Genomic DNA, 21127 nt, shown 5'->3' on the forward strand with positions numbered 1-21127 from the left:
TATCGTTTGGTTCACTCTCATGTTACCGTATACAAACTGCCCCCGCCTTGACGATGGCGACCTTGTTTAGCATGATAACGACATGCGCTTACTACTCGTTTCCAGCCTAGTTCCCTGCTTCTTTCAGGACATTCCCCACCCTCCGGTAAGCGCAAAAGCGCCCTCCCCGCAGGAAGAGCGCTCACGAAGATTTAAGGTAAAACCGAGAAGGTGATGTCATCGAACAGCATGTAGGCGAAGCCGCTGGTGTAGAAGCCGACTTTACCAGACGGCCGATGGCCCGGATCACTGCCGGACAGTCTTGGTGAACCGTCCACAAATACAGAGATATCGCCGTCCTTGGCCGTTACCTTCACCGCATACTCCGTGTCCGGCTGCAGGTCATGTCCCGGGAGGACAGTCTCGGTAAGCTTCTGCCAGGCTGTGTTATACAGAATCCAGGCTGAAGTTCCATCGGCCCGGGTGCGGTAACCGATCCGGGTAGAGCCGGTGCTGTCCTGGCGGTCGAAGATGTACAGGATGCCGTTATCAGGCATCACAGACGGTGTCTTTAGCACGAAATCCAGCTGATAGGACGTAAAGCTGCGGTCGAGTAAAGCAGTCGCCCCGTTCAGAAGCTTATAGCGGCGGTTCCCGTCCGGATCAGCCGCAATGCTGCGGTTCGGATCTACCGGCCAGCCGTTCCCCCCGTTCTCAAAGTCTGTCTCATGCATAATATTGGAGACCGTTATTGCAATATCGGCTTTAATTAACGGATTTACCGTTGACACGGCCGTGATGATTGTCTGCCCTTCATAAACTGCCTCAACCACTCCCGTACTGTCCACCGTAGCCACCGCCGGGTTGGCCGACTGCCAGGTAACGCCCGTCTCCGGTGTATCCGACGGATCAAAGGCCAGCTGCAATTGCCGCTGTTCCCCGGCGGCGAGACGCACGCTGCTCTCTGCCGGGATGATCCCGGCAAGCTCGGTAGTCAGTGCCTTGAACTGAATGTCATCGAACAGCATATGGCTGACATTGCTGACGTAGAAGCCTACTTTACCTTCCGCATTGTGTCCCGGATCATTGCCCTTCAGGCGAAACGCTCCGTCCAGATAGATGCTGATATCACCGCCCTTAACGAGCATTTTGACCGCATATTCCGTATTCGGCTGCAGGTCGTGATGAGGGAGCTTCACTTCCTTCAGTACGGTCCACGCTGAGTTGTAGAGCAGCCAGGCCGAGGTCCCGTCTGCCCGCGTCTTGTAGCCAATCCGGCTGGAGCCGCTGCTGGCCTGGCGGTCAAAAATATACAGGGTCACATTGTCCCCCATCGTCTCTGGGGTCTTCAGCCTGAAGCTCAGCTCATATTCAGAGAAGCTTTTAGGACTAAGCGCCGAGGCTCCATTCAGCACCTTATACCAGCGGTTGCCGTCAAGCTTCACAATGCTGCGGTTCCCGTCCTGGACCCAGCCGTTGGCGCCGGACTCGAAATCGGTGAAATCCATCACGCCGTCGCCCGCTTCTACCGTGACATTAACCGAAGCTGTCAGCAGCGGATTTTCCGCCGATGCCACGGTGATCACCGTGTTGCCGACCGCTTGGCCGGTGACTACGCCTGCGCCATCCACAACCGCGATGCCGGGATCGGCTGAGGTGAAGGTCAGCGCGGGATTATCCGCATTCCACGGAAGGACTGCCGTCTGCAGCTTTACACTTTTCCAGCGGTCCACGGTAATTTCGCTGTCATAAGCGACCACCCCCTGGATAGGATGGCTTATAGGTCCTGCCGTCGTACCTGCTTTACCGGTTAGGCCGATTTCTGCGAATGGAATGTCAGGGAACCCGGGTATGGCAGCGAATACTTCCGCATCCGGCCGGAGCGACAGGTCGCCACCCGCCAGATTGGTGAAGCCGGGATCCTCCGTGGTCACCCAGTTATCTGCATACTGAACCAGCCCGAATTTGTCGTATGCCCCATATACATTGGTCGTTACACTGCGCGGAAGCGACGGATTATAGACGACATTCCCCTGAAACGTATTGGTGTCAGGATAATAACGGTTCTCCGTGAAGAAATTCGCCAGCTCCGGGTATTTGGTCATATAAGGCGTTCCTGTAAAATTGTTATTTGCCGCAAACAGCGCCTGCCACTTCGGCATGTAATTCAGCGGCACCTGATCATCCGGCTCGTCGCCGAGAAACATATCAGCGTAGTCATAGGGGACCTTACTGTCGATAAAAATATTGTTACGGGTCAGAATATGCGCCCCGCCGTTGTTTTTAATGGCCGAATTGCCCATTTTGTAAAAGATATTTTCGTCTATGGTAAGTCCCATGGTGAAATTATCGGGATATACCCCTTCCACCCCGGCTTTGGTTTCACCGATATTGTGAAAGTAGTTACGCCTGATGACCGTGCCCCGTTCCTGTGGCTGCTCACCCGCATTCATGTAGATGGCACCAAGGTCGGAGAAGGTTGTACATACATCGTAGATTTCGTTATACTCCACAACATGGTCGTTGCCGAAGATCAGCACACCGGGATGGGGCGCATCATGCAGCTCATTATGTGACATCCGGTTGCCGACACCTGACAGCAGAACACCGGGGTTATAGGCTTTGTGATAGTAGGCAAAATCATGGATATGCGAATTTTCCACGGCATTATTCCCCGGCTGCAGCGTCGTTTTGTTGCCCCCCGCCAGCGTGACGGCCGTACCGCCGATATGATGAATGTGGGTGCTGATGATGGCGTGGTCCGTACCCGGTGCTCCGTCGAAAATATTGTAATAAAACCGGCTCTGCGTATTGACCAGCACACCGCTGTTAGTGAAATTACGGATTTCGCTGTTCAGGATCCGCATGTGACTTCCGCCCATGAACACGGCTGCCGAATCGCGGCCGTTCTCCAGCACCAGCTCAGAGAAATCGATGTATGATGCATCCAGCGCGTTGATCATCGGCGTCTTCAGCATCGTCACTTCAATATCCGGGTCCGCTGCTGCAAACTCGGCGTTCGGCAGGAAATACAGCTTGCCGGCCTGGCGGTCGATGTAATATTCACCGGGCATATCAATTTCCTCGAGCAGATTTTGCGCAAAATGAAAATCCGGATACCAGTTTTTGAAGAGGCCGCTCATTTCCCCGTAACGGAGCGTGATGCTTTTGGCGGCTGTATCGATAGAGGCAATTTTGTTGTACGACCATTCCCAGCTGTAGCCAAAAATGCCGTCCAGCCAGATGTCGTCAGCCTGTGTCCAGTACTGCGGCCGGTCATACGTATACGTGAAGGTGCCTCCGCGCGTATGCACTTCCCCGTTCGGATCCTTCCGCGTCGGGCCCGGATCAAGAATTTCATCCATCTGCACCGTGCTTTCGTTGGGCCAGCGGGCCAGTGTCATGCCCTGCCCGGCCACATACAATTCCATCGGCGGGACCTGGCTCAGATCATTGGCCAGATAATATCCATGGCGGCTAAGCTGGCCGTAATCGGTGATTCCGAGCGCTGCCAGATCGGCCGTCAGTACTTTCGTTCTCGCCTCTGTACTGATGATACGGCTGAGTACAGCCGGGTCAGTAACCGGAACGAACGCAGACTTGGCAAGCTGCTCCGCACCTGACAACGTCACGGACTCCCCCGGATAAGCAGTGTAAGTGATCGGCTTGCCCGCTTCCCCTGAATCCTGCTGCCGCAATTCGAAGCTGGCCGTCCGTTCATACCTTCCTTCGCGTAAATATACAGTGACGCCGCCATTCGGCAATCCTTTCTTTGCCTTCAAAGAACGGATGGTATCACGTGCCTTCTCAAGCGTCAGAAACGGGGCATCTTTTGTCCCGTTATTGGAATCGCTTCCATTTGTAGCTACATAAAAAGCCTTCCCGGATGTCTTCTCCTCAGCAGATGCAGAAGATGCAAAGGGGGGACAGGGAGTCATCATGAACAACAGACCGGCCATAAGCGCTGCAAGCAACCTTTTTCTCACCAAAGCTCCTCTTCCTTTCCATGTGGGAATGTTGACGGCCACGCCTGTATTTTTCCTAAGCGCAGCCGCCTTTGAGCAGCAGGTTCTTCCGAGTTCCTCCAGCGGTACAGGTGTATCTCTATATAGTTTGAACTTGTGATTTTACCATTTTGGATTGGCCGTGACTCCAGAGAATATTTGGACTTCCGGCCGCTGCCCGCCTGCAGATTTCTTGATTTATACCGTTTCCACGGTTGAAATCCGCAGACAGCCTATGCTTCCGATGCTAGCTTTCCTTCGGAAAGCTTTCAGGCGGACGCTAACACTCCTACAGTTCCAAAATTCCCCTCCATCACTTTTCCTAATTTACTATTTTCAAGTTCAATCTATATAGCAGCTTACTTCTTCAAGCCTTTATCCTTAAGGAATTGTTCGAATTGTTTGGTCACTTCCGCTACGTATTTCTCTTCGCCCGCTTCCTTCAGCTTGCCGTACAGTACAGGCCAGGTTTCTTCAAAATCCAGTGTTCCGGTAACAAGTCCGCGCTTGTATTCACCCCACACGGCATTCAGGTTGGCGATCTCTGTATTCACCGGCTCAGAATTGAACTTGAAGGCACCGACAGGGTTGACCTCGGAATCGGAATTGATCTTTTTGGTTTCCTCCCAGACGTTCTCCGGCTGGCCTTCCTTCAGATAAGAATTAAATACACTGCCAAACACCCAGTCCATATTCGGCAGATACCGGGAATCCGGCAGCGCCTTGATGTAATCTCCTGTCGTCTTCTCGTAGTGAACACCGGCAATACCATTGCAGAGCAGATTGTACAGCTCCTTGTCGGTATTCACCAGATTCAGCAGCATCATGGCCCGTTCCGGATTAGGGGCGGTGCGGCTGATCGACTGGTTGGTCGTCGCCGAGTAGCCGTTGGAGAACCAGTCGCTGAGCGGAACCGTGATGACCTCATTGCCGCCGTTTTTCGCCTTAACTTCGGCTTCTACCCCTGGCTTCAGCGTAACGTTGAAATCTACGGCAATCTGTCCTTTAGTCAAATAATCGTTCATCTTTTCAGTAGCAGCGTCTTTGTAAATGTAACCTTCTTTATACCATTTGCTGGCCAGCCGGAAATTGTCCAGCTCTTCTTCCGGATAGCGGTACAGCGTATAATTCGGATCATCTGTTTTGATGTAGAAATGGTCATCCAGTCCCGGAACTACCCAGTACTTGTCGTCATGCGACTGAGGATTGATAAAAGAAGTACCGAATACGCCAAACGGAATAATATCCGGTTCATTCTGCTTAATCTGGGCCAGGAAAGGTTCAATATCGGCAATCTTTTTGATGGAAGCGGTATCAAGTTTGTACTTGTCAGCAAACCGCTTCTGAATAATGAATCCGTAACGGGAGCCGTTGATCTGCTGGTTCGGGATACCGTAAATCTCCCCGTCAACCGAAAGACCGTCCCACATCACCTGCGGCACATCTGCTTTCAGCTCCGGCGCGTATTCATCCAGGAGAGCATCCATCGGCTGAATAGCTCCTTTGCGTACCAGCTCCTCCGGCTTGAGCATGTAACCAGTCCAGAGAATGTCGAACTTCTCGCCCGCTGCAAGCACAGTGTTCATCTTCTGCACATAGTCCCCGATGGCGACAGGCATCAGCTTGACGGTGGCGTTGATCTTTTCCTTCACAATCTTGTTAACTTCCTCTTGGACCTTCGCCTGGTCGGCCTGAAGCTGCGACAGCGGATAATACCAGGTCAGTTCAACCGGCTTCAGCTCCCCGGCATTTCCCGAATCCGGTGCTGCGCTTTGCACACCTTCTGTACCGCTGCCTTCCGTACTGCTTGCCCCGTTACCGTTAGCATTGCCGTTATTGTTGCCGCCGCAGCCGGACAGAACCGACGCCGCGAGCAATACAAACGCCAAAACCCCAAACAGTCTTTTTTTCATTTGAGTGACCTCCTGTACTTTGTACATGATTGTATGTTAACCCTTTAGGGAGCCAACCGTAAGCCCTTTGACAAAAAACCGTTGAAAGAACGGGAAGATAACCACCATCGGTCCGCCCGCCAGCACGGCAATGGCCATCCGCGCCGAACTATTGGGGAAACTAGCCAGATCAATACCGAGCTGTCCTGTAAACTCCGAATTCGTGGTGAGAAACTCGATACTGTTGAGTGTCCGCACCAGCAGCAGCTGCAGCGGTACTTTATTAGGATCATCGATGTAGAGCATCGCGTTGAACCATTCGTTCCAATACGTAAATGAAATCAGGAGACCCAGAGTAGCAAGCGCCGGTGTGGATAAGGGCAGGATAATCCGGAAGAAAATACGGAACTCCCGCGCCCCGTCGATTTTGGCTGATTCAATGATCTCATGCGGGATTTTGGACATGAACCCCTTCATGACCATGATGTTGAACGGTGACAGCAGGATCGGCAGAATAAGCGCCCACAGGCTGTCTTTCAGATGCAGGTATTGCGTAATGAGGATATAGGAGGGAACGAGCCCCCCGCTGAACAGCATGGTGAAAAAAACATAAAATGTCGTCACCCGGTTATACCGGTAGTCCTGTCTTGAAATGACGTATGCGGTCATCGCAGTCAGCAGCAGGCCGGTCAGCGATCCAATCACAGTCACCGTAAGGGTCACCCCGTAGGCCCTCAGCAGAATATCAGGAGCATCAAGCAAGTAGCGGTAGGCATCCAGACTGAACGACGTAGGAATGAACTGATAGCCGTTTTGGGTCAGCGCCTTTTCATCCGTCAGCGAGACTGCTATGACAAGCAGAAACGGGAGGATAACGATAAGGGAGAGCACCGTAAACAGCAGGTTAATAAACAGCTTGGAGAATTCGAATTTTCGGGCCACTGCCATGGCACCTCCTTACCACAGAGAGTTATCGGGATTGATTTTGCGCACGATTGCGTTGGCCGACAGCACCAGCACCAGACCGACAACCGACTGGTAAAAGCCTGTAGCCGCCGACATGCTTACATTGCCGACTTCCCGCAGCGCACGGTAGACATAGGTATCGATGATATCCGTAGAGCCATAGAGAAACCCGGAGTTGTTCGGTATAAAGTAATGCAGCCCGAAGTCACCGCGGAACATGTTGCCGATAGACAGAATCAGCATAATAATGATGATCGGTGCCATCAGCGGGATCGTGATTTTGAACGCCATCTGCCGCTTGGTCGCTCCGTCGATCCGCGCCGCCTCGTAATATTCGCTGTTAATGCCGATGATGCCGGCAAAATAAATCAGCGTGTTGAACCCGACCACTTTCCACAATTGAGCCAGAATGAGGATTACCGGCCACGGTGCGGCATTCTGGTACCAGCTCACCGGCTCGAGACCGAAGGACTCCAGGGTGCGGTTGATAAAGCCATCGGAATGATTCAAAAAGGCATATGCTACATAACCCACCAGTACCCACGATAAAAAATGGGGCAGAAACAAGGCCGTCTGGTAGAACTTGCTCCACTTTGCCTTAATTTCGTTCATGAGTATTGCCAGCAGCAGCGCTGCTGAGGTGCCCACCAGAATGTAAGCGGTGTTATAAAGAACCGTATTGCGGGTAATCCGCCACGCTGTATCCGTGGTGAACAAATAACGGAAATTATCAAGCCCTACCCACTTGCTGCCGAAGATGCCGAGATCATAGCGGTAATTTTTAAAGGCGATAATCAGGCCGATCATAGGAATATAGGCAAAAATTAATTTGTACAATATTCCCGGCAGCGAGAGCAGGAACAGCTCCCGGTTGTTCTTGAAATGGTGAAGCTCTCTTGAGATCCACGTCTTCCTGCGTTTTCCCGGCGGCGCACCCGCATGTGCCCCTTGCTGAGTCAGTGAAACGTTCTTCAACATAGCCAAAGCCCCTTCCTTTCCTTCCTTAGCGGCTGCCTGTGTTCCAGGCTTTGCACGACTAACAATAGCGTGGAATACGGCTTTGGCGGTACTGTACAATTACAGGATTGCTGTACAGCCGGGCTGTATTGTTCACGGATTACTGTTCCGGCATGGCTGAACGCTGCAGCAGTACAGCAAAAGGCCCGCGAAATGAAAATCATTCATCTGCGGGCCCGGATTACGTATGAATTTTGATCTGTTTTATTTGCTGCGGTCTATGGCTGATTTCAGGCGGTACTCCTTAGGCGTCGTCCCGTAGCGGCGTTTGAACAGGCGGTAGAAATAACTCTCATTGCCAAACCCGACCTTCTCCATAATCTCCGTCACGGTTAAGTCCTTCTGCTCCAGGTACTCTTTGGCATAGGCCAGGCGTGCTGCATTGATCTGATCGACTACAGTCGTTCCTTCCTGTGTCTTGAACACCTGACCCAAATAAACGGAGCTCATCTTCAGCATGTCGGCGATCCGCTGCACATTGAGGTCTGGATCAGCGTAATGCTTGTCGATAATTTCCTTTACCGTTTCAGCCAGCAGCCGGTTCTTATCCTCGCGTCCGCTCCGGCGCTGGTCTGCAACCTCACGCACAACCTCCAGCAGTACAGCCTCAATCTCATCCAGTGTCTCTTTTTCAAGAATGCGCCGGTTAATGGCCTGCAGATTGACTGACACCGGATTGACGTTATGATTGTTCATTTCACCAAGCGTGTTGCTCAGTGTAACCGCCAGATGAAGCACCGCGGAGAACATATTTTCGAAGCTGAACCCCCCGATCAGTTCTCTCCAGCTGCGGATTGCCTGCTCCGTCTCCGCCAGATCCCCGCCTTTCAGTCCTTCTGTCAGCTGCCGTTCCAGCTCCTGCGGGATGCGCAGTGATTCATTCCGCTCATTCTCCCGGAGAAGATCAGGCTCAAGTACCGCTCCCTTGCCGTAAATCATCCGGTAGCCCAAATGGCGCACCGCCAGATTGTAATGCTGCGAAATGCAGCGGTAATCCGTGAATATTTCGCTCAGCGTAACCGTAAACGTAATGCGGTAATAGCCAAGAATGGTTTGTTGAAGCTCCTTGAAGCGCTCTCCCAGCTTTTCCAGTTTCCCCGTTTCGCCGCCGGCGATAAAGACAAGATGCCCGCTTTTCATATCCGCCGCTTCACAGGAACCTTCAAGGCGCAGCAGCTCCTGGCCGATATTGCCAATGGCAAAGTATAGCAGTGATTCCATCGGCAGTCCCGGGCCGGGAGCAAGTCCCTGCAGATCATCGATCTGTACCAGCGCCAGGCGGAGCGGCGACGGATAGGCAATATCAATCCCGTACTGCTCCCTGATCTGCAGAAATGCCCGTTCGTCTACACTGCCGCTGAGCCCGATCAGGCTCCGCAGCTGGTAGATCTTCGCTATATTGGATTGCGATGCCCGTTCCTGTTCCAGCCCCTTTAGCTTGCCGAGCATCTCGGTCACGTTGGCTGTAATCAGCGACAGCTCATCCTTCGCCTGCGGAGCGCCGCGCTCATCCTGCGGCACCAGCGTCAGCAGCTGGCCCACCGGCTTATAGAGCCGCAGCGAAAAGAACACGGACAGCATTACAGCAAGCAGCACTACAGACAGCGTTACTGCCAGTTCCGTCCACTTCATCTGCCGGACGCTGCCCAGTACGACATCATAATCCTGCATACTGACAATCTGCCAGTTATTCAGGGCTTTACTCAGATAAGTGACTTTATACTTCCTGTCTCCATACGTGTAGTTAAAAGAATCCAGCGGCGTGTCCGAGGAGGAGATCCGCGGCAGCAGATCCTGCTTAATATTAAGTCCGGCCGGAAGCTGCCCGTCAGTCGAAATAAGCACCTCACCCTCGCTGTCGGTGACGAAAAGCACATCATTTTCCCGCTCAGCCACATGATTAAGCGCTTTCATATTATCCAGCATCCATCCCGGCTTCACCGTCAAAATCAGCACATTGTCATTGATTGAACCCAGGGAATCTCCGTCATACATGAAAAAGGCAAATACATCGATTCCCTCGTCCTTGCCGTCAAGATCCAGGGGAATCAGCTGCAGCTTCGGCAAATCGGCCCGGGAGGTCATATAATCCTCTAAGGCATTGTAAAAGAGGCTGTTATCAATGTCATGGTTCAGCGATGAGAAGAACCGGTGCTGTGCACCGTTGTAAAAAACCGCAGCATGCAGATACGGGGAAGAGGCCACCGTATGGTTCAGGCGTTCGATCTTTAGAATGCTTTGCCTGTAATCCGCACCGGACTTCAGCGCAATCAGTTCTTCGTCATTATACAGGGAAACCGCCAAATCCTTTACGATGCCATTCATGTTCTCAATGTTGTAATTCATTTGGGTCAGCAGCTTGCGGTCGGCTTCATTTTGCAGGCTAAGCACCTTGCCGCGGGCACTGGTGTTCAAAACAAACGAAGCAATGGCCAGTATGGCGACAACAAGCATAAAGCTGAGCAAAATCCGCTGTAAATATTTGCGCGAGCGGATCGTCTGCAATACATTCATGGGTCCTCTCTCCCTGCTCTTAGGGTGACCTTAATATAATCCCGCGCGATTTTGCTTGTCAATCCTCGATATCCTGAAGCGTCCTGCCGGTATCTTCCCCGTCTGGCCATGTCCCGGGCTCTGCACGGAACAACTCCCGCAGAAGTGTCCGCGCCATCACCCCGTGACCCGATGCATCCGGATGGATACCGTCGCCATAGCGATACGAGCCGTTCATTGAGCGTTCCTGCCGGATATGCTCCAGCAGCGGAGTGCGCAGATCGATGATGCCCTCGGCGGGGCAGCTCCCCGATAACAGCCAGTCCGCATAACGCTCAAGTACACGGTCATAATCCCTGTAGGGCGCCAGATAGCTGAAACCGGACGCCTCCGCAGGCAGAAGCTGGCCGTTCATTGATTCGGCGTCGAACGGCGGCGGGGTCATCAGTACGACCTTGGCCCCGGCTTCACGGATCTGTGCACTCAGCCGCAGCATTCCTGCCCTATAGGCGGAGAACCGTGCTTCAGAGAAGGGATGGTAGATCCCGTCATTCATGCCATAGCACGCTACGACCACACCGGGAGATGCTTCCGCGAGTTCTTTTGCCAGACGTTCATGTACACAGGGCCGCGGGAACGGATGAGCCGCTTCGCTGAGGCCCGAGGCCGTCTCGCTGGGGACACCGCGTGCATCCAGTTCCACGGCCAGATCCGGACGGTGCTTCCTCAGCCATTCCCCGGCCAGACGGATATAGAGGCCGTCAGCTGTAATGCTGTCCCCGAGAAACAGAATCCGGAGATCCGCAGAATCTTTTATTACCTTATCAGTTATCTTATCAGTAAATAAATGCAGCATATTTCTCCCTCCAGTCGATCGCGCTGGTCCCTTGCCCGGCCGAAATCGGGCGGTACACCCGCAACCTAATGGTAGCGCCGCCTGCCCTTTTTCGCCTTGACGATATCGACCATCTTTAGCATAATATGGCCATGACAACCAAACTTTTTGCGCGGGACATCGGACTTGAACCCGGCTTCACCTTCAGAATCCAGAAATGTCCGCTGACCCATGACTACTATGTCCATAGCCATGACTTCTCCGAGCTCGTCGTCATTTTGTCAGGAAACGCGGTACATATTATCGAAGGGAGGGAGTATCCGGTTAGCGCCGGCCAGGTTTTTCTAATCCACAGCAATGTTTCCCACGGTTACAAGAATGTCGACGGCATCGAATATGTTAACGTGATGTTCCAGCCAGAGCAGCTGCTGCAGCAGTCTGAGCTCAGGCTGATGCCGGGTTTTCAGGCGCTGTTCTATATCGAGCCCTTCTACCGGAAGGAGATGTACTTCAAAGGCATGCTCACCCTTGACGCTAGCCAGCTCCGGGAGGCTACACGGCTGCTGGATTATATTCTGGGTGAGCATGACCGTCAGCAGGAAGGGTATAGGCTAATGATCCGCACCTATTTCACCGCACTCGTAGGCATGCTGTCACGGTATTATCAGAACAGCAGCGGACGCGAGGATAACAAGGCGCTGCGGATCGGTGAGACGGTTACCTATATCGAGGAGCATTTTCTGCAGCCGATCACCCTACAATCCATGGCAGACATGGCCTACCTGTCAACCCGCCAGTTCCTGAGAGTCTTCACCCGCAACTATCAGACGACCCCTATGGATTATGTCATCCGCAAACGGCTGGATTATTCCTGCACGCTGCTGCGGAGCCCCGACCTCTCCATATCCCAAGTGGCCATGGACAGCGGCTTCCACGACCAGAACTATTACTCCCGCCAGTTCCGCAAAGTTTTTAACTGCACGCCCAGCGAATACCGCGAGAAAATACGGGATTCAGGGCAAGCATCCCCCGTCAATCCTTGAACCTCTCCGGACCGGCAGCGGACTCATCTCTCTGACGAAGCCGCCGCCGGTACACTCCGGGGGTTACCCCAAACCTTGCACGGAACAGACGCGTCAAGTAGTTGGGATCTTGAATGCCTACCCGTTCGGCAATTTCGGAAATGCCCAGCACCGTACCGCCCAGCAGTTTTTTAGCCTCTTCCAGGCGCAGGTGCAGCACGTACTGCAGCGGTGTTGTGCCGATATGCTGTTTCATGCATCTCGTAATATAATCTGCCTGGAAATGCAGCTCCTCCTCGAGCCCGGCAAGATTAAACGGCTGCCTCCAGTGAACGTCCAGATAGCTTGCTGCTGCCCGGGCAAGCCTGACCGCCGGCTCCGGCAGGGCAGTCCGCGCGCATTCCGCCTGCAATGCCGCCATCAGTCTGGCCAGCAGCAGATGGAGCCGGAGTGCATTTTCTGCGTTCAGCCGGCTGTGAATCTCGTTCATCTCATGCAGAATCGGCTCCAGTGCCTCTACATCGACATCGGCGAACTTCGGCATGTACAGGCGCTGCTGTGCCGAAGGCTCCTCATCCTCTACCGTACCTTTGGCCAGCAGCGACGGCCAGGGAATATCCTCCCGCCGGATATAAGCCGGCTTACAAGTGTGGATGAAGTGCACCCAGTAAATCTCTGTATCCTCTGCACAAGCTCTATGCCCGGCATGCGGCAGCCCCGCCTCCAGCACAAGCAGCTTACCCGGACCAATCTCATATTCCTTATCTTGTTCTGTCATATAGAGTGTTCCCCGCTTGACCAGCAGCAGATCGTACACTGCGAAGGTGCGGGCAAAATGCCGGTCTCCCGGCGACCAGACGGCATGTCCCACCGTGACGAACTGCGGCAGCGGCGGGATGGCGAATTCCAGGCACAGCACCGTATATCTCTCCTGTCCAAGTCGATTTTGTGCTATTCAAAGTCTATATTATCACTGGCTGCTCTGGCGGAAAAGAGGTACATTGACTGGGAATCCGCTTTACATCCAACCATATAAGGGGCTGTTTATCGATGCGTTTTCGTCAGGTTCATCTCGACTTCCATACTTCCGAAGCTATTCCCGGCATAGGACAGGAATTCTCCAAAGCCAATTTTCAAGCTATGCTGCGTACCGGGCATGTAGATTCAATCACCGTGTTCTCCAAATGCCATCACGGCTGGGCTTACCATCCCAGTGAAGCCAATGAAATGCATCCGCATCTCTCCTTTGACCTGCTGGGGGAAATGATCGCGGCGGCTCACGAGATCGGGGTCCGGACACCGGTATATTTGTCGGCTGGTCTTGATGAGAAGCTGGCGCGCCGCCATCCCGAGTGGCTGATCCGTGATGCAGAGGACCGGACCCGCTGGGTGAAGGACTTTATGACGCCGGGTTACCACGAGTTTTGCCTGGGCACACCTTATCTGGACATTTTACTGGCGCAAATCCATGAAGTCGTCTCCCGGTACGATGCAGACGGCATCTTTCTCGACATCGTCGGCGCCCGTAAATGCCGCTGCCAGTATTGTGTAGCCGCACTGCGGGCAGCCGGCCAGGACCCCCGCGACGAAACATCCGTAGTTGCCTTGGGGGAAGCGACTTATCTGAACTATGCGCGCCGCGTAAGGGAGACTATCGACGCCGTGAAGCCCGGTCTTCCGGTCTATCACAACAACGGTCATCAGCAGCGGGGCCGCCGTGATCTTGTCCATGTCAACAGCCATCTTGAACTGGAATCGCTCCCGACCGGAGGCTGGGGCTATGACCATTTCCCGCTGTCGGCACGGTACGCCCAGCCGCTGGGCATGGAATTTCTCGGCATGACCGGCAAATTCCATACGTCGTGGGGCGAATTCGGAGGCTACAAGCATCCGAACGCACTGCGGTTTGAGGCCGCACTCAGTCTCGCCCACGGCGCCAAATGCTCCATCGGCGACCAGCTTCACCCTTCAGGCCGGATGGACGAAGCAACCTACGCCTTGATCGGCGCTGCCTACGCCGAGGTAGAAGCGAAGGAGCCTTGGTGCAGCGGGGTAGAATCAGTTGCCGACATCGCGGTCCTGTCCCTGGAAGCGGCGCGTGAGGCCTGTCCCGGCGGTCACGAACTGAAGGGGCAGCGCAATCTGGCCGATGCCGGTGTCGTGCGCATGCTGACTGAAGGCCACTACCTGTTCGACATCGTGGATATGTCCAGTGATTTCACCGCCTACAAGGTGCTGATTCTGCCGGACGAGGTGCCGGTATGGCCGGAATTGGCCGGCGCCATAGAAACCTTTACGGCAGGAGGCGGCAAGGTGCTGGCCACAGGGCGTTCGGGTCTAAACATGGCCGGGGATGCTTTTGCGCTAAACCTCGGAATCAACTGGCTGGGAGTTAATCCGTATCGGCCATCTTATTTCCGTCCGCATTTCACTCCCGGTGCCCTGTTGCCCGCTTCCTATGTGGTGTACAGCGAGGGCCAGCTAGTGGAACTTAAAGGCGGTCATTCACTGGGCCACTTGGAGAATCCGTACTTCAACCGTGATGTCTTCACCTTTTGTTCGCATCAGCACACCCCCGGTACCAGAGAAGACAAGGGTCCAGGCATGGTCGAGAGTGAAGACGGAATCTATATTGCCTGGGAGGTGTTCAGCGATTATGCGGATGGCGGACATCTCATCCTGAAAGAGATGGTGCTCCACGCCCTTTCCCGGCTGCTTCCGCAGCCAGCCCTGAGTACCAGTCTGCCGGCCCGGGGAATAACGACCCTGCAGTACCAGCAGGCAGAGCGGCGCTATGTGAACCATCTGCTCTATGCCGCTCCCGTACTCAAAGGCCGCATTGAAGTCATTGAAGACATCGTGCCGCTGCGGGACATTTCCGTCAGTCTGCGTCTCCCCACCGCTGCCCCCGTCCATCGAGTCTATCTTGCCCCGTCAATGACAGAGCTGCCGTTTACGGCCGGTCAGGAGGGTGAACTCTCGTATACGGTTCCTTACCTGGAGAATCACCAGATGGCAGTGATAGAGCTGGCGTAGCCAAAATAATTGCGGGAGAGCCCGTAGATTTATAAAAAAAAGGGACGTCGCAGCAGCCTCCGGCTTCTGTAACCTCCCTTTTTTTAATCCGCTATCCGCGTATCAAACCCTTCTACCTGGGTATCTATTACCGTTCGCCCGTAACGAATCTCAGTTGTTATCCTCCGGTTTGATAACACCCTTTTTGATGATTATATTTCCGTATAACGCCTCTTCACCCGTAATTACAATGGCATAACTCTGCCTGGAGCGGTTATAGAACGCAAAGCGTTCCTCGTATTCGATGGTTGCCGCCTCATCATGTTTGGCGATAATGTCTTCATAGGTAGACCAGATCACCGGTACCGTGTTGTCACCTTCAACCACAGCCATGAACGCCGCCTGGTGCGCCGCATAATGATCCAGGGGAAGCAGTTCAAGGATCGCATCCAGCAGCCGGGGAATCCCGATGCCATCGTATCTCAACACTCTGGAATGCAGTGCATGCCCCGGGTAATTGGCGTCTGCCAGCACAAGCTCATCCCCATGGCCCATCTCCATCAGTACACGAACCAGTTCGGGGGACAGGAGCTTAGGTATTTTCTTCAGCATGTTGTTCCTCCTAGAGCCGGGCTACATTCCATAAAATGATCTTAAAGCAACAAGCTCATCAATACGGTTCTGGGGCAATTCCCGTTCACCGTTAATCATTCGTGTAATAAACGTCAGCTTAGCTGTATATTCGAGCCTTTCCATGTTCAGGTAGGCGCTCATTACATCCTTGCCCCAGGTCAATGCACCGTGGCTCTCCAGAAGGACTGCTGTTTTCTTGCCCAGAAAAGGGATCAGCGAATCCGGGATCTCTTCCGTCGAAGGTGTCCCGTACTCTGCCAGTGGAATATCCCCCATGGCAATCACAGACTCAGGCATCATCATCTTGTCCAGGCTCTCGCCTTTGATGGCAAAGGCAGTTGCATAAGGAGGATGCGCATGAACTACGCCTTTCATCTCAGGCAGCTCATTATAAATCTTAAGGTGCATTTTTACTTCAGTAGACGGACGGTAGCCTTCCGCAGCTTCAAGAATCTCCCCCTGCAGATTAACCTTTACGAGCATATGCGGCTTTAGATACCCTTTGCTGACTCCGGTCGGTGAAGTAAGAATCTCTGTTTCCGATAGGCGCGCAGAAATGTTGCCGTCATTAGCGGCTATAAAATCCTTGTTAAACAGATTTCTGCCTATATCACAAATTTGCAGCCGCAATTCCTCTTCAGTATGATTCATGGTTACTCTCCTTTATTTAATGAGTGATTTATAAAGCCGGATAATAACTGGAAAGCGTACAGGAGCGTGCCACAAGTTCTCTGACCTCAGAGGTATGAACTGCTCCCAAGGCCGTTAATTGAACCGCAATATTCCCGATCGCACTCGCTTCTACAGGTCCGGCGACAATTTCCTTGCCGGTAGCGTCTGCCGTAAGCTGGCATAGAAGAACATTCTGGATCCCTCCGCCAACCATATGAATTCTCCGGATGATTTGTCCGCTTAGCGCTTCCAGCTCCTTAATCGTCTCTGCGTATGAGAAGGCCAGACTGTTCAGAATCGTTAGAATGATCTCTGCCTTTGTCTGCGGCTGTGTCTGCCCGGTCCGGGTACAATACGCCTCTATCCGTCCCGGCATATCGCCAGGTGTACTGAAGAGCGCATCATTCGGATCAATAACCGGTGCAGCATACGCTGTCCTATGAACACTCTGTGCAAGCAGGGCAGCCTCCTGATGAGACACCGGTTCACCCGCATCTGCCCAGCCCCGCTGCGTTTCCTGCAGAATCCACAGCCCTGTAATATTCTTCAGCAGACGATTGCTGCCCCCATAGCAGCTTTCATTGGTAAACCCGTATTCACGGGCCAGCTCCGTAATTACCGGCTGCTCACTCTCCATTCCCACCAGGGACCATGTTCCACAGCTGATAAACGCGGCATCCGGTTTGGATATATAGGGGATTGAGGCCACCGCAGAAGCCGTATCATGTGAAGCTCCGGCTATCACCTTGAGCGGACCTATGCCAAGCTCTTCCTGCAGGGCAGGCAGTACAGAGCCGATGACCGTGCCAGCCGGAACTGGTGCAGGAATCAGTTCAACCGGGAGACCCAGCCTGTTCAGTACCTCCAGGGAAGGTCCAGCTCCCCCTGCGGACAGCAGGCCGCTTGTACTCCAAATCGTCTGCTCCGCCACACCAACACCCGAGAACAGGTAATGGAACAAGTCAGGCATCATCAGCATTTTGTCCGCAGTCTCTCTCAGCCAAGGGCTGATTCGCAGATCGGCAAACAGCTGATACACTGTATTGATTCTGGCTGATTGGTTGCCTGATAGCTGAAACTGTTCTTCCGGCGGCAATAGGGACTCAAGGATGCCCGCACTGGCAGCTGTTCTCTGATCCCTGTAATGGTGTGGCGAATACAGCAGCTGTCCTTGGCTGTCAATGTAGCCGTAATCGACCCCCCATGTATCTACGCTTAAAGCCGTCAATGCACGCTGAGCCTTAGCGGCTTTCCGTATACCCTGCTTCATTTCGTGAAAAATCCTCAGAACATCCCAGTATAAATGTCCGCCCGCCTGCACCGGCTGATTAGCGAAACGGTGAATCTCTTCCAGGTGAATACTCTCACCATCATACACGCCCAGCATAACCCTGCCGGAGCTTGCCCCCAGATCCATCGCCAGCAAATTTATAGCATCGCTCATATTATCCGCACCTGCTTCATTTGAGGAATTAATACAGTGGCCCGAAGTTCCGGCAGGCTCTGTAATCCGCACTCTCCAGATCCTCTGTACCGAATAATGACCATACCCGCGGTCTGAAAATACGTGACTCTTGCACATTGTGCATACTGACTGGTATCCGCAGAATAGATGCAAGCGTGATCAGATCTGCGCCGATATGCCCGTAGCTTATGGCTCCATGGTTGGCTCCCCAATTGTTCATGACATCGTAAACAGATTTAAATGAGCCCTGATTCGTCAGCTTCGGCGCAAACCAGGTTGTTGGCCATGTCGGATCAGTCCGTTCATCCAGCGTCTTATGAACAGCTTCGGGTAATTCCACGGTGAAACCCTCTACAAGCTGAAGTACAGGACCGAGTCCCTTAACCAAGTTGAGACGGGCCATTGTAACAGGCATTCCGCCTTTCGTCAGATAATCTGTAGAGAAGCCTCCCCCCCGGAAATATTCCTGCGATGCAGCGCGGAAACGGGTCTGTGCGATACAGCTATCCGCTTCTTCATCCGTAATCTCCCAGAAAGGCTTAATCGCCGGCTTTCCATCAATACTCTGCTCACCTGTTCCATCCAGCGCCGCGGAGCCGGAGTTAATCAGATGCAATAGGCCGTTTGCCGCGTCTCCCTCCAGCGTATATCCGGTTACACGCTCTACAGAGGCAGGGCTCCAGTACGTGCGGACATCGGCGAAGATTTGCGCGGTGTTCGTGAGCAGATAATTGAACAGCATGGTTACGCCATTCAAGCTGTCATTTTCAGTTGCCACAATATAAGGTGCGCGTCTGCCGTTCCAGTCAAAGGAAGAGTTCAGCAGGGTCTCCATGAAATCTCCGTTTGGAAAATGATCCGTCCAATGCCGCTGGCCCTGGAAGCCGCCGACAAGTGCATTATGCCCGTTCGCCTCTTCCTCGAAGCCAAGCTCAGCCAGCTTAGGATTACCGACCATTAGGTCGCGCGCAATGAGGGTCATTTTCACACATGTCTCCCATTGCTTTTCCTTTTCCCCATCGCTGATTTGCAGCTCCGGCGGGTTATTATCTGCTCCGATCCGGCAATTCTCCTTGACCCAGGCCAGTGCGTGCTCAAATTCTGCTTGATCATAGATTTCTTCCTCAAACCGGCGGACAAATTCAGACATATCCACATACTCATTGCGCATGCCGAGATAATCCTGGAAAAACTGCTCGTTAACTATCGAACCCGCGATCCCCATGGAGACGGAGCCCATCGACAAATAGGATTTCCCCTTCATCAACGCTACCGCCAAAGCGGATTTGGCAAACTGCAGCAGCTTGGACTGCACATCCGCCGGTATCTCTTCGCTGCCGGAATCCTGAACATCCTCACCGTATATCCCGAAAGCCGGGATTCCTTTTTGTGCATAGGCAGACAATACCGCAGCCAGATATACCGCACCCGGACGCTCGGTTCCATTAAACCCCCATACTGCATGAGGAATAGTGGCATCCATATCCATGGTTTCCGAACCATAACACCAGCACGGGGTTACAGTAATAGACACTCCAACATTCTCACTTGCAAACTTCTGTGCGGCAGCCGCGGCTTCCTTAACACCGCCGATTGTAGAATCAGCGATAACACACTCCACCTGAGAACCATCCGGATAAAAAAGCTTTTCTTCCAGAAATTTAGCCACACGCTGCGCCATGCCCATCGTTTGGACCTCCAGCGATTCGCGGACACCGCGTCTTCTGCCATCAATGGTGGGCCGGATACCAATCTTCGGATAATTTGTTGCCACTGCTGTTCCTCCTCATAATAAGTGGTTGAATATTGCGGCAAATCCATTTAGAAAAAAAATCAATCCTGCGAATAAAGCGCTATCATTAATGTTTTGGGACTGATTAAATGAAGTTCATGTTAATAATAGAATCCAAATTCAACGAAGTCAACAACAAACCACATAATAATCTTATATTTTTGTGGTTTAATGTGATATTATTAAAAAAATAGTGTGGAGTTTATGTTGATTCCTGACTATCTCTTAGTAAATTGTAGTACACTATGAATATTAAATGATAAATAATTAAAGGTGGATTAGACATGAAGGCATTTGAACGGCGGGACCTCATTATTAACGAGCTTTATAGACATAAAAAAGTACATGTCGCTGACCTCGCCCAAAAATTCCAGGTTTCCGAAGAGACGATCCGGCGCGATCTGGACAAACTCGATAAAGAAGGACTGGCCAAAAAGAATTACGGCGGCGCCATTTTGAATGCGCATACCAATGAAGATCCTTCCTATGCAATCAGACATCAGATCAACCTTGAAGCCAAAGGCATTATTGCCGCCAATGTGCTGGACTTGATTAATGACGGGGACAGTCTGATGACCGATACCAGTACAACAGCTTTTGAAGCCTTACGCAAAATTACCGAAGCCAAACAGAATCTAACGATAATCACCAACTCATTGGCTGTGTTGTCCGAGTTCCAGCATTCCGGCCACAAGCTCATCTCCACCGGCGGTACTTTAGGGCCTGAAACCAGCTCCTTCGTTGGCCCCACAGCTTCCCAGTCCATACAAAAGTACAATGTGGATGTAGCTCTATTCAGCTGTAAAGCGCTGTCTATGACCGGAGGCCTCAGTGATTCCAACGAAGAAGAGAGCGAACTAAAAATTCTAATGCAAAAGCAGGCCAGTAAGGTCGTGCTGCTCGTAGACCATTCCAAATTTGACCGTATCGCCTTCATTAAGCTCTTCAGCTTTGATAAGGTCGATTACATTGTGACCGATCAGAAGCCTTCGGAAGAATGGATCGCTTTTCTGAATACCTATCAGGTATCCGTTCTCTACAGTTCTGAGATGTAAACTATACTTCACCAGGAAGGGGGTGAGTCCTGCAATGGGATCGATAAGTTTGGCTGCTTATCATGCTCCCCAGTGGTTTCCATTCGTTCTTATCGCTGTCGGAGCCTGTCTTATAGTGCTGTTGTGGATGGTATTCAAAAAGCTCCAATAGGCAGAATCTTTAGCCCTAATTTAGATAACGCTTACATTAAAACATATGCACATCCCCCTATTCCACCAGGTCCACACACCTAAGGAGGTCTATAGCTTTTCGCAGTCTTTCTGTACCCGGAGGTACACATTGTGAT

15 protein-coding genes are annotated in these 21127 nt (G+C 52.6%); 4 read left to right on the forward strand and 11 right to left on the reverse strand.

The annotated features are described in order from the left end of the window. Positions 1-191: 191 nt before the first annotated feature. The 4 genes from JRJ22_RS22860 to JRJ22_RS22875 all read right to left on the reverse strand — a co-directional run bounded on the left by JRJ22_RS22860 (position 192) and on the right by JRJ22_RS22875 (position 7819). Positions 192-3965: an Ig-like domain-containing protein gene (locus tag JRJ22_RS22860; protein ID WP_206101649.1), complete on the reverse strand. Its 3774-nt coding sequence runs from the start codon at positions 3963-3965 to the stop codon at positions 192-194. A 377-nt stretch (positions 3966-4342) separates the two neighbouring features. Further along, positions 4343-5896: an ABC transporter substrate-binding protein gene (locus JRJ22_RS22865; RefSeq protein WP_206101650.1), complete on the reverse strand. Its 1554-nt coding sequence runs from the start codon at positions 5894-5896 to the stop codon at positions 4343-4345. A gap of 36 nt (positions 5897-5932) precedes the next feature. Then, complete coding sequence (locus JRJ22_RS22870) at positions 5933-6817, reverse strand: carbohydrate ABC transporter permease (protein ID WP_206105270.1); 885 nt, start codon at positions 6815-6817, stop codon at positions 5933-5935. A 15-nt stretch (positions 6818-6832) separates the two neighbouring features. Further along, entirely contained in the window at positions 6833-7819 is a 987-nt protein-coding gene (locus JRJ22_RS22875; RefSeq protein WP_206101651.1) for an ABC transporter permease, read from the reverse strand. Positions 7820-7888: 69 nt separating this feature from the next. On the opposite strand from JRJ22_RS22875, the gene JRJ22_RS22880 reads away from it, so the two are divergent. After that, positions 7889-8056, forward strand: coding sequence for a hypothetical protein (locus tag JRJ22_RS22880; RefSeq protein ID WP_206101652.1), 168 nt, complete (start codon positions 7889-7891; stop codon positions 8054-8056). A gap of 6 nt (positions 8057-8062) precedes the next feature. On the opposite strand, the gene JRJ22_RS22885 is transcribed toward JRJ22_RS22880, so the two are convergent. Next, on the reverse strand, positions 8063-10372 hold the full coding sequence (locus JRJ22_RS22885) for a helix-turn-helix domain-containing protein (RefSeq protein ID WP_206101653.1): 2310 nt from the start codon (positions 10370-10372) through the stop codon (positions 8063-8065). 58 nt (positions 10373-10430) lie between these two features. Beyond that, the gene (locus tag JRJ22_RS22890) at positions 10431-11207 is read right to left on the reverse strand and encodes a GDSL-type esterase/lipase family protein (RefSeq protein WP_206101654.1); all 777 of its coding nucleotides are present in this window, start codon (positions 11205-11207) and stop codon (positions 10431-10433) included. A 131-nt stretch (positions 11208-11338) separates the two neighbouring features. On the opposite strand from JRJ22_RS22890, the gene JRJ22_RS22895 reads away from it, so the two are divergent. Further along, the gene (locus tag JRJ22_RS22895; protein ID WP_206101655.1) at positions 11339-12229 is read left to right on the forward strand and encodes a helix-turn-helix domain-containing protein; all 891 of its coding nucleotides are present in this window, start codon (positions 11339-11341) and stop codon (positions 12227-12229) included. Here JRJ22_RS22895 and JRJ22_RS22900 read toward each other — a convergent pair. Continuing rightward, positions 12219-13127 (reverse strand): AraC family transcriptional regulator, encoded by a 909-nt coding sequence (locus JRJ22_RS22900; protein ID WP_206101656.1) that lies wholly within the window; start codon positions 13125-13127, stop codon positions 12219-12221. The two genes, JRJ22_RS22895 and JRJ22_RS22900, sit on opposite strands and share 11 nt — an antisense overlap. A gap of 131 nt (positions 13128-13258) precedes the next feature. Between JRJ22_RS22900 and JRJ22_RS22905 the strand changes: the two genes are divergently transcribed. Next, complete coding sequence (locus JRJ22_RS22905) at positions 13259-15244, forward strand: alpha-amylase family protein (protein WP_206101657.1); 1986 nt, start codon at positions 13259-13261, stop codon at positions 15242-15244. Between the two features lie 150 nt (positions 15245-15394). Here JRJ22_RS22905 and fucU read toward each other — a convergent pair whose 3' ends face one another. Genes fucU through JRJ22_RS22925 form a run of 4 tightly spaced genes read right to left on the reverse strand, consistent with a single transcriptional unit; the run spans position 15395 to position 19767 of the window. Next, positions 15395-15835, reverse strand: coding sequence for an L-fucose mutarotase (fucU, locus tag JRJ22_RS22910; RefSeq protein WP_206101658.1), 441 nt, complete (start codon positions 15833-15835; stop codon positions 15395-15397). Positions 15836-15856: 21 nt separating this feature from the next. Next, a complete protein-coding gene (locus tag JRJ22_RS22915) occupies positions 15857-16507 on the reverse strand; it encodes a class II aldolase/adducin family protein (protein WP_206101659.1) in 651 nt (216 codons plus the stop codon). 28 nt (positions 16508-16535) lie between these two features. Next, complete coding sequence (locus tag JRJ22_RS22920; protein WP_206101660.1) at positions 16536-17972, reverse strand: rhamnulokinase; 1437 nt, start codon at positions 17970-17972, stop codon at positions 16536-16538. A gap of 28 nt (positions 17973-18000) precedes the next feature. Continuing rightward, positions 18001-19767, reverse strand: a complete 1767-nt coding sequence (locus tag JRJ22_RS22925; RefSeq protein ID WP_206101661.1) for an L-fucose isomerase — start codon at positions 19765-19767, stop codon at positions 18001-18003. A gap of 302 nt (positions 19768-20069) precedes the next feature. Here JRJ22_RS22925 and JRJ22_RS22930 point away from each other — a divergent pair, with 302 nt between their 5' ends. Beyond that, entirely contained in the window at positions 20070-20840 is a 771-nt protein-coding gene (locus tag JRJ22_RS22930) for a DeoR/GlpR family DNA-binding transcription regulator (protein WP_206101662.1), read from the forward strand. The last annotated feature ends 287 nt before the right edge of the window (positions 20841-21127 follow it).

It is taken from the genome of Paenibacillus tianjinensis, from assembly GCF_017086365.1.
GTDB classification, from domain to species: domain Bacteria; phylum Bacillota; class Bacilli; order Paenibacillales; family Paenibacillaceae; genus Paenibacillus_AQ; species Paenibacillus_AQ tianjinensis.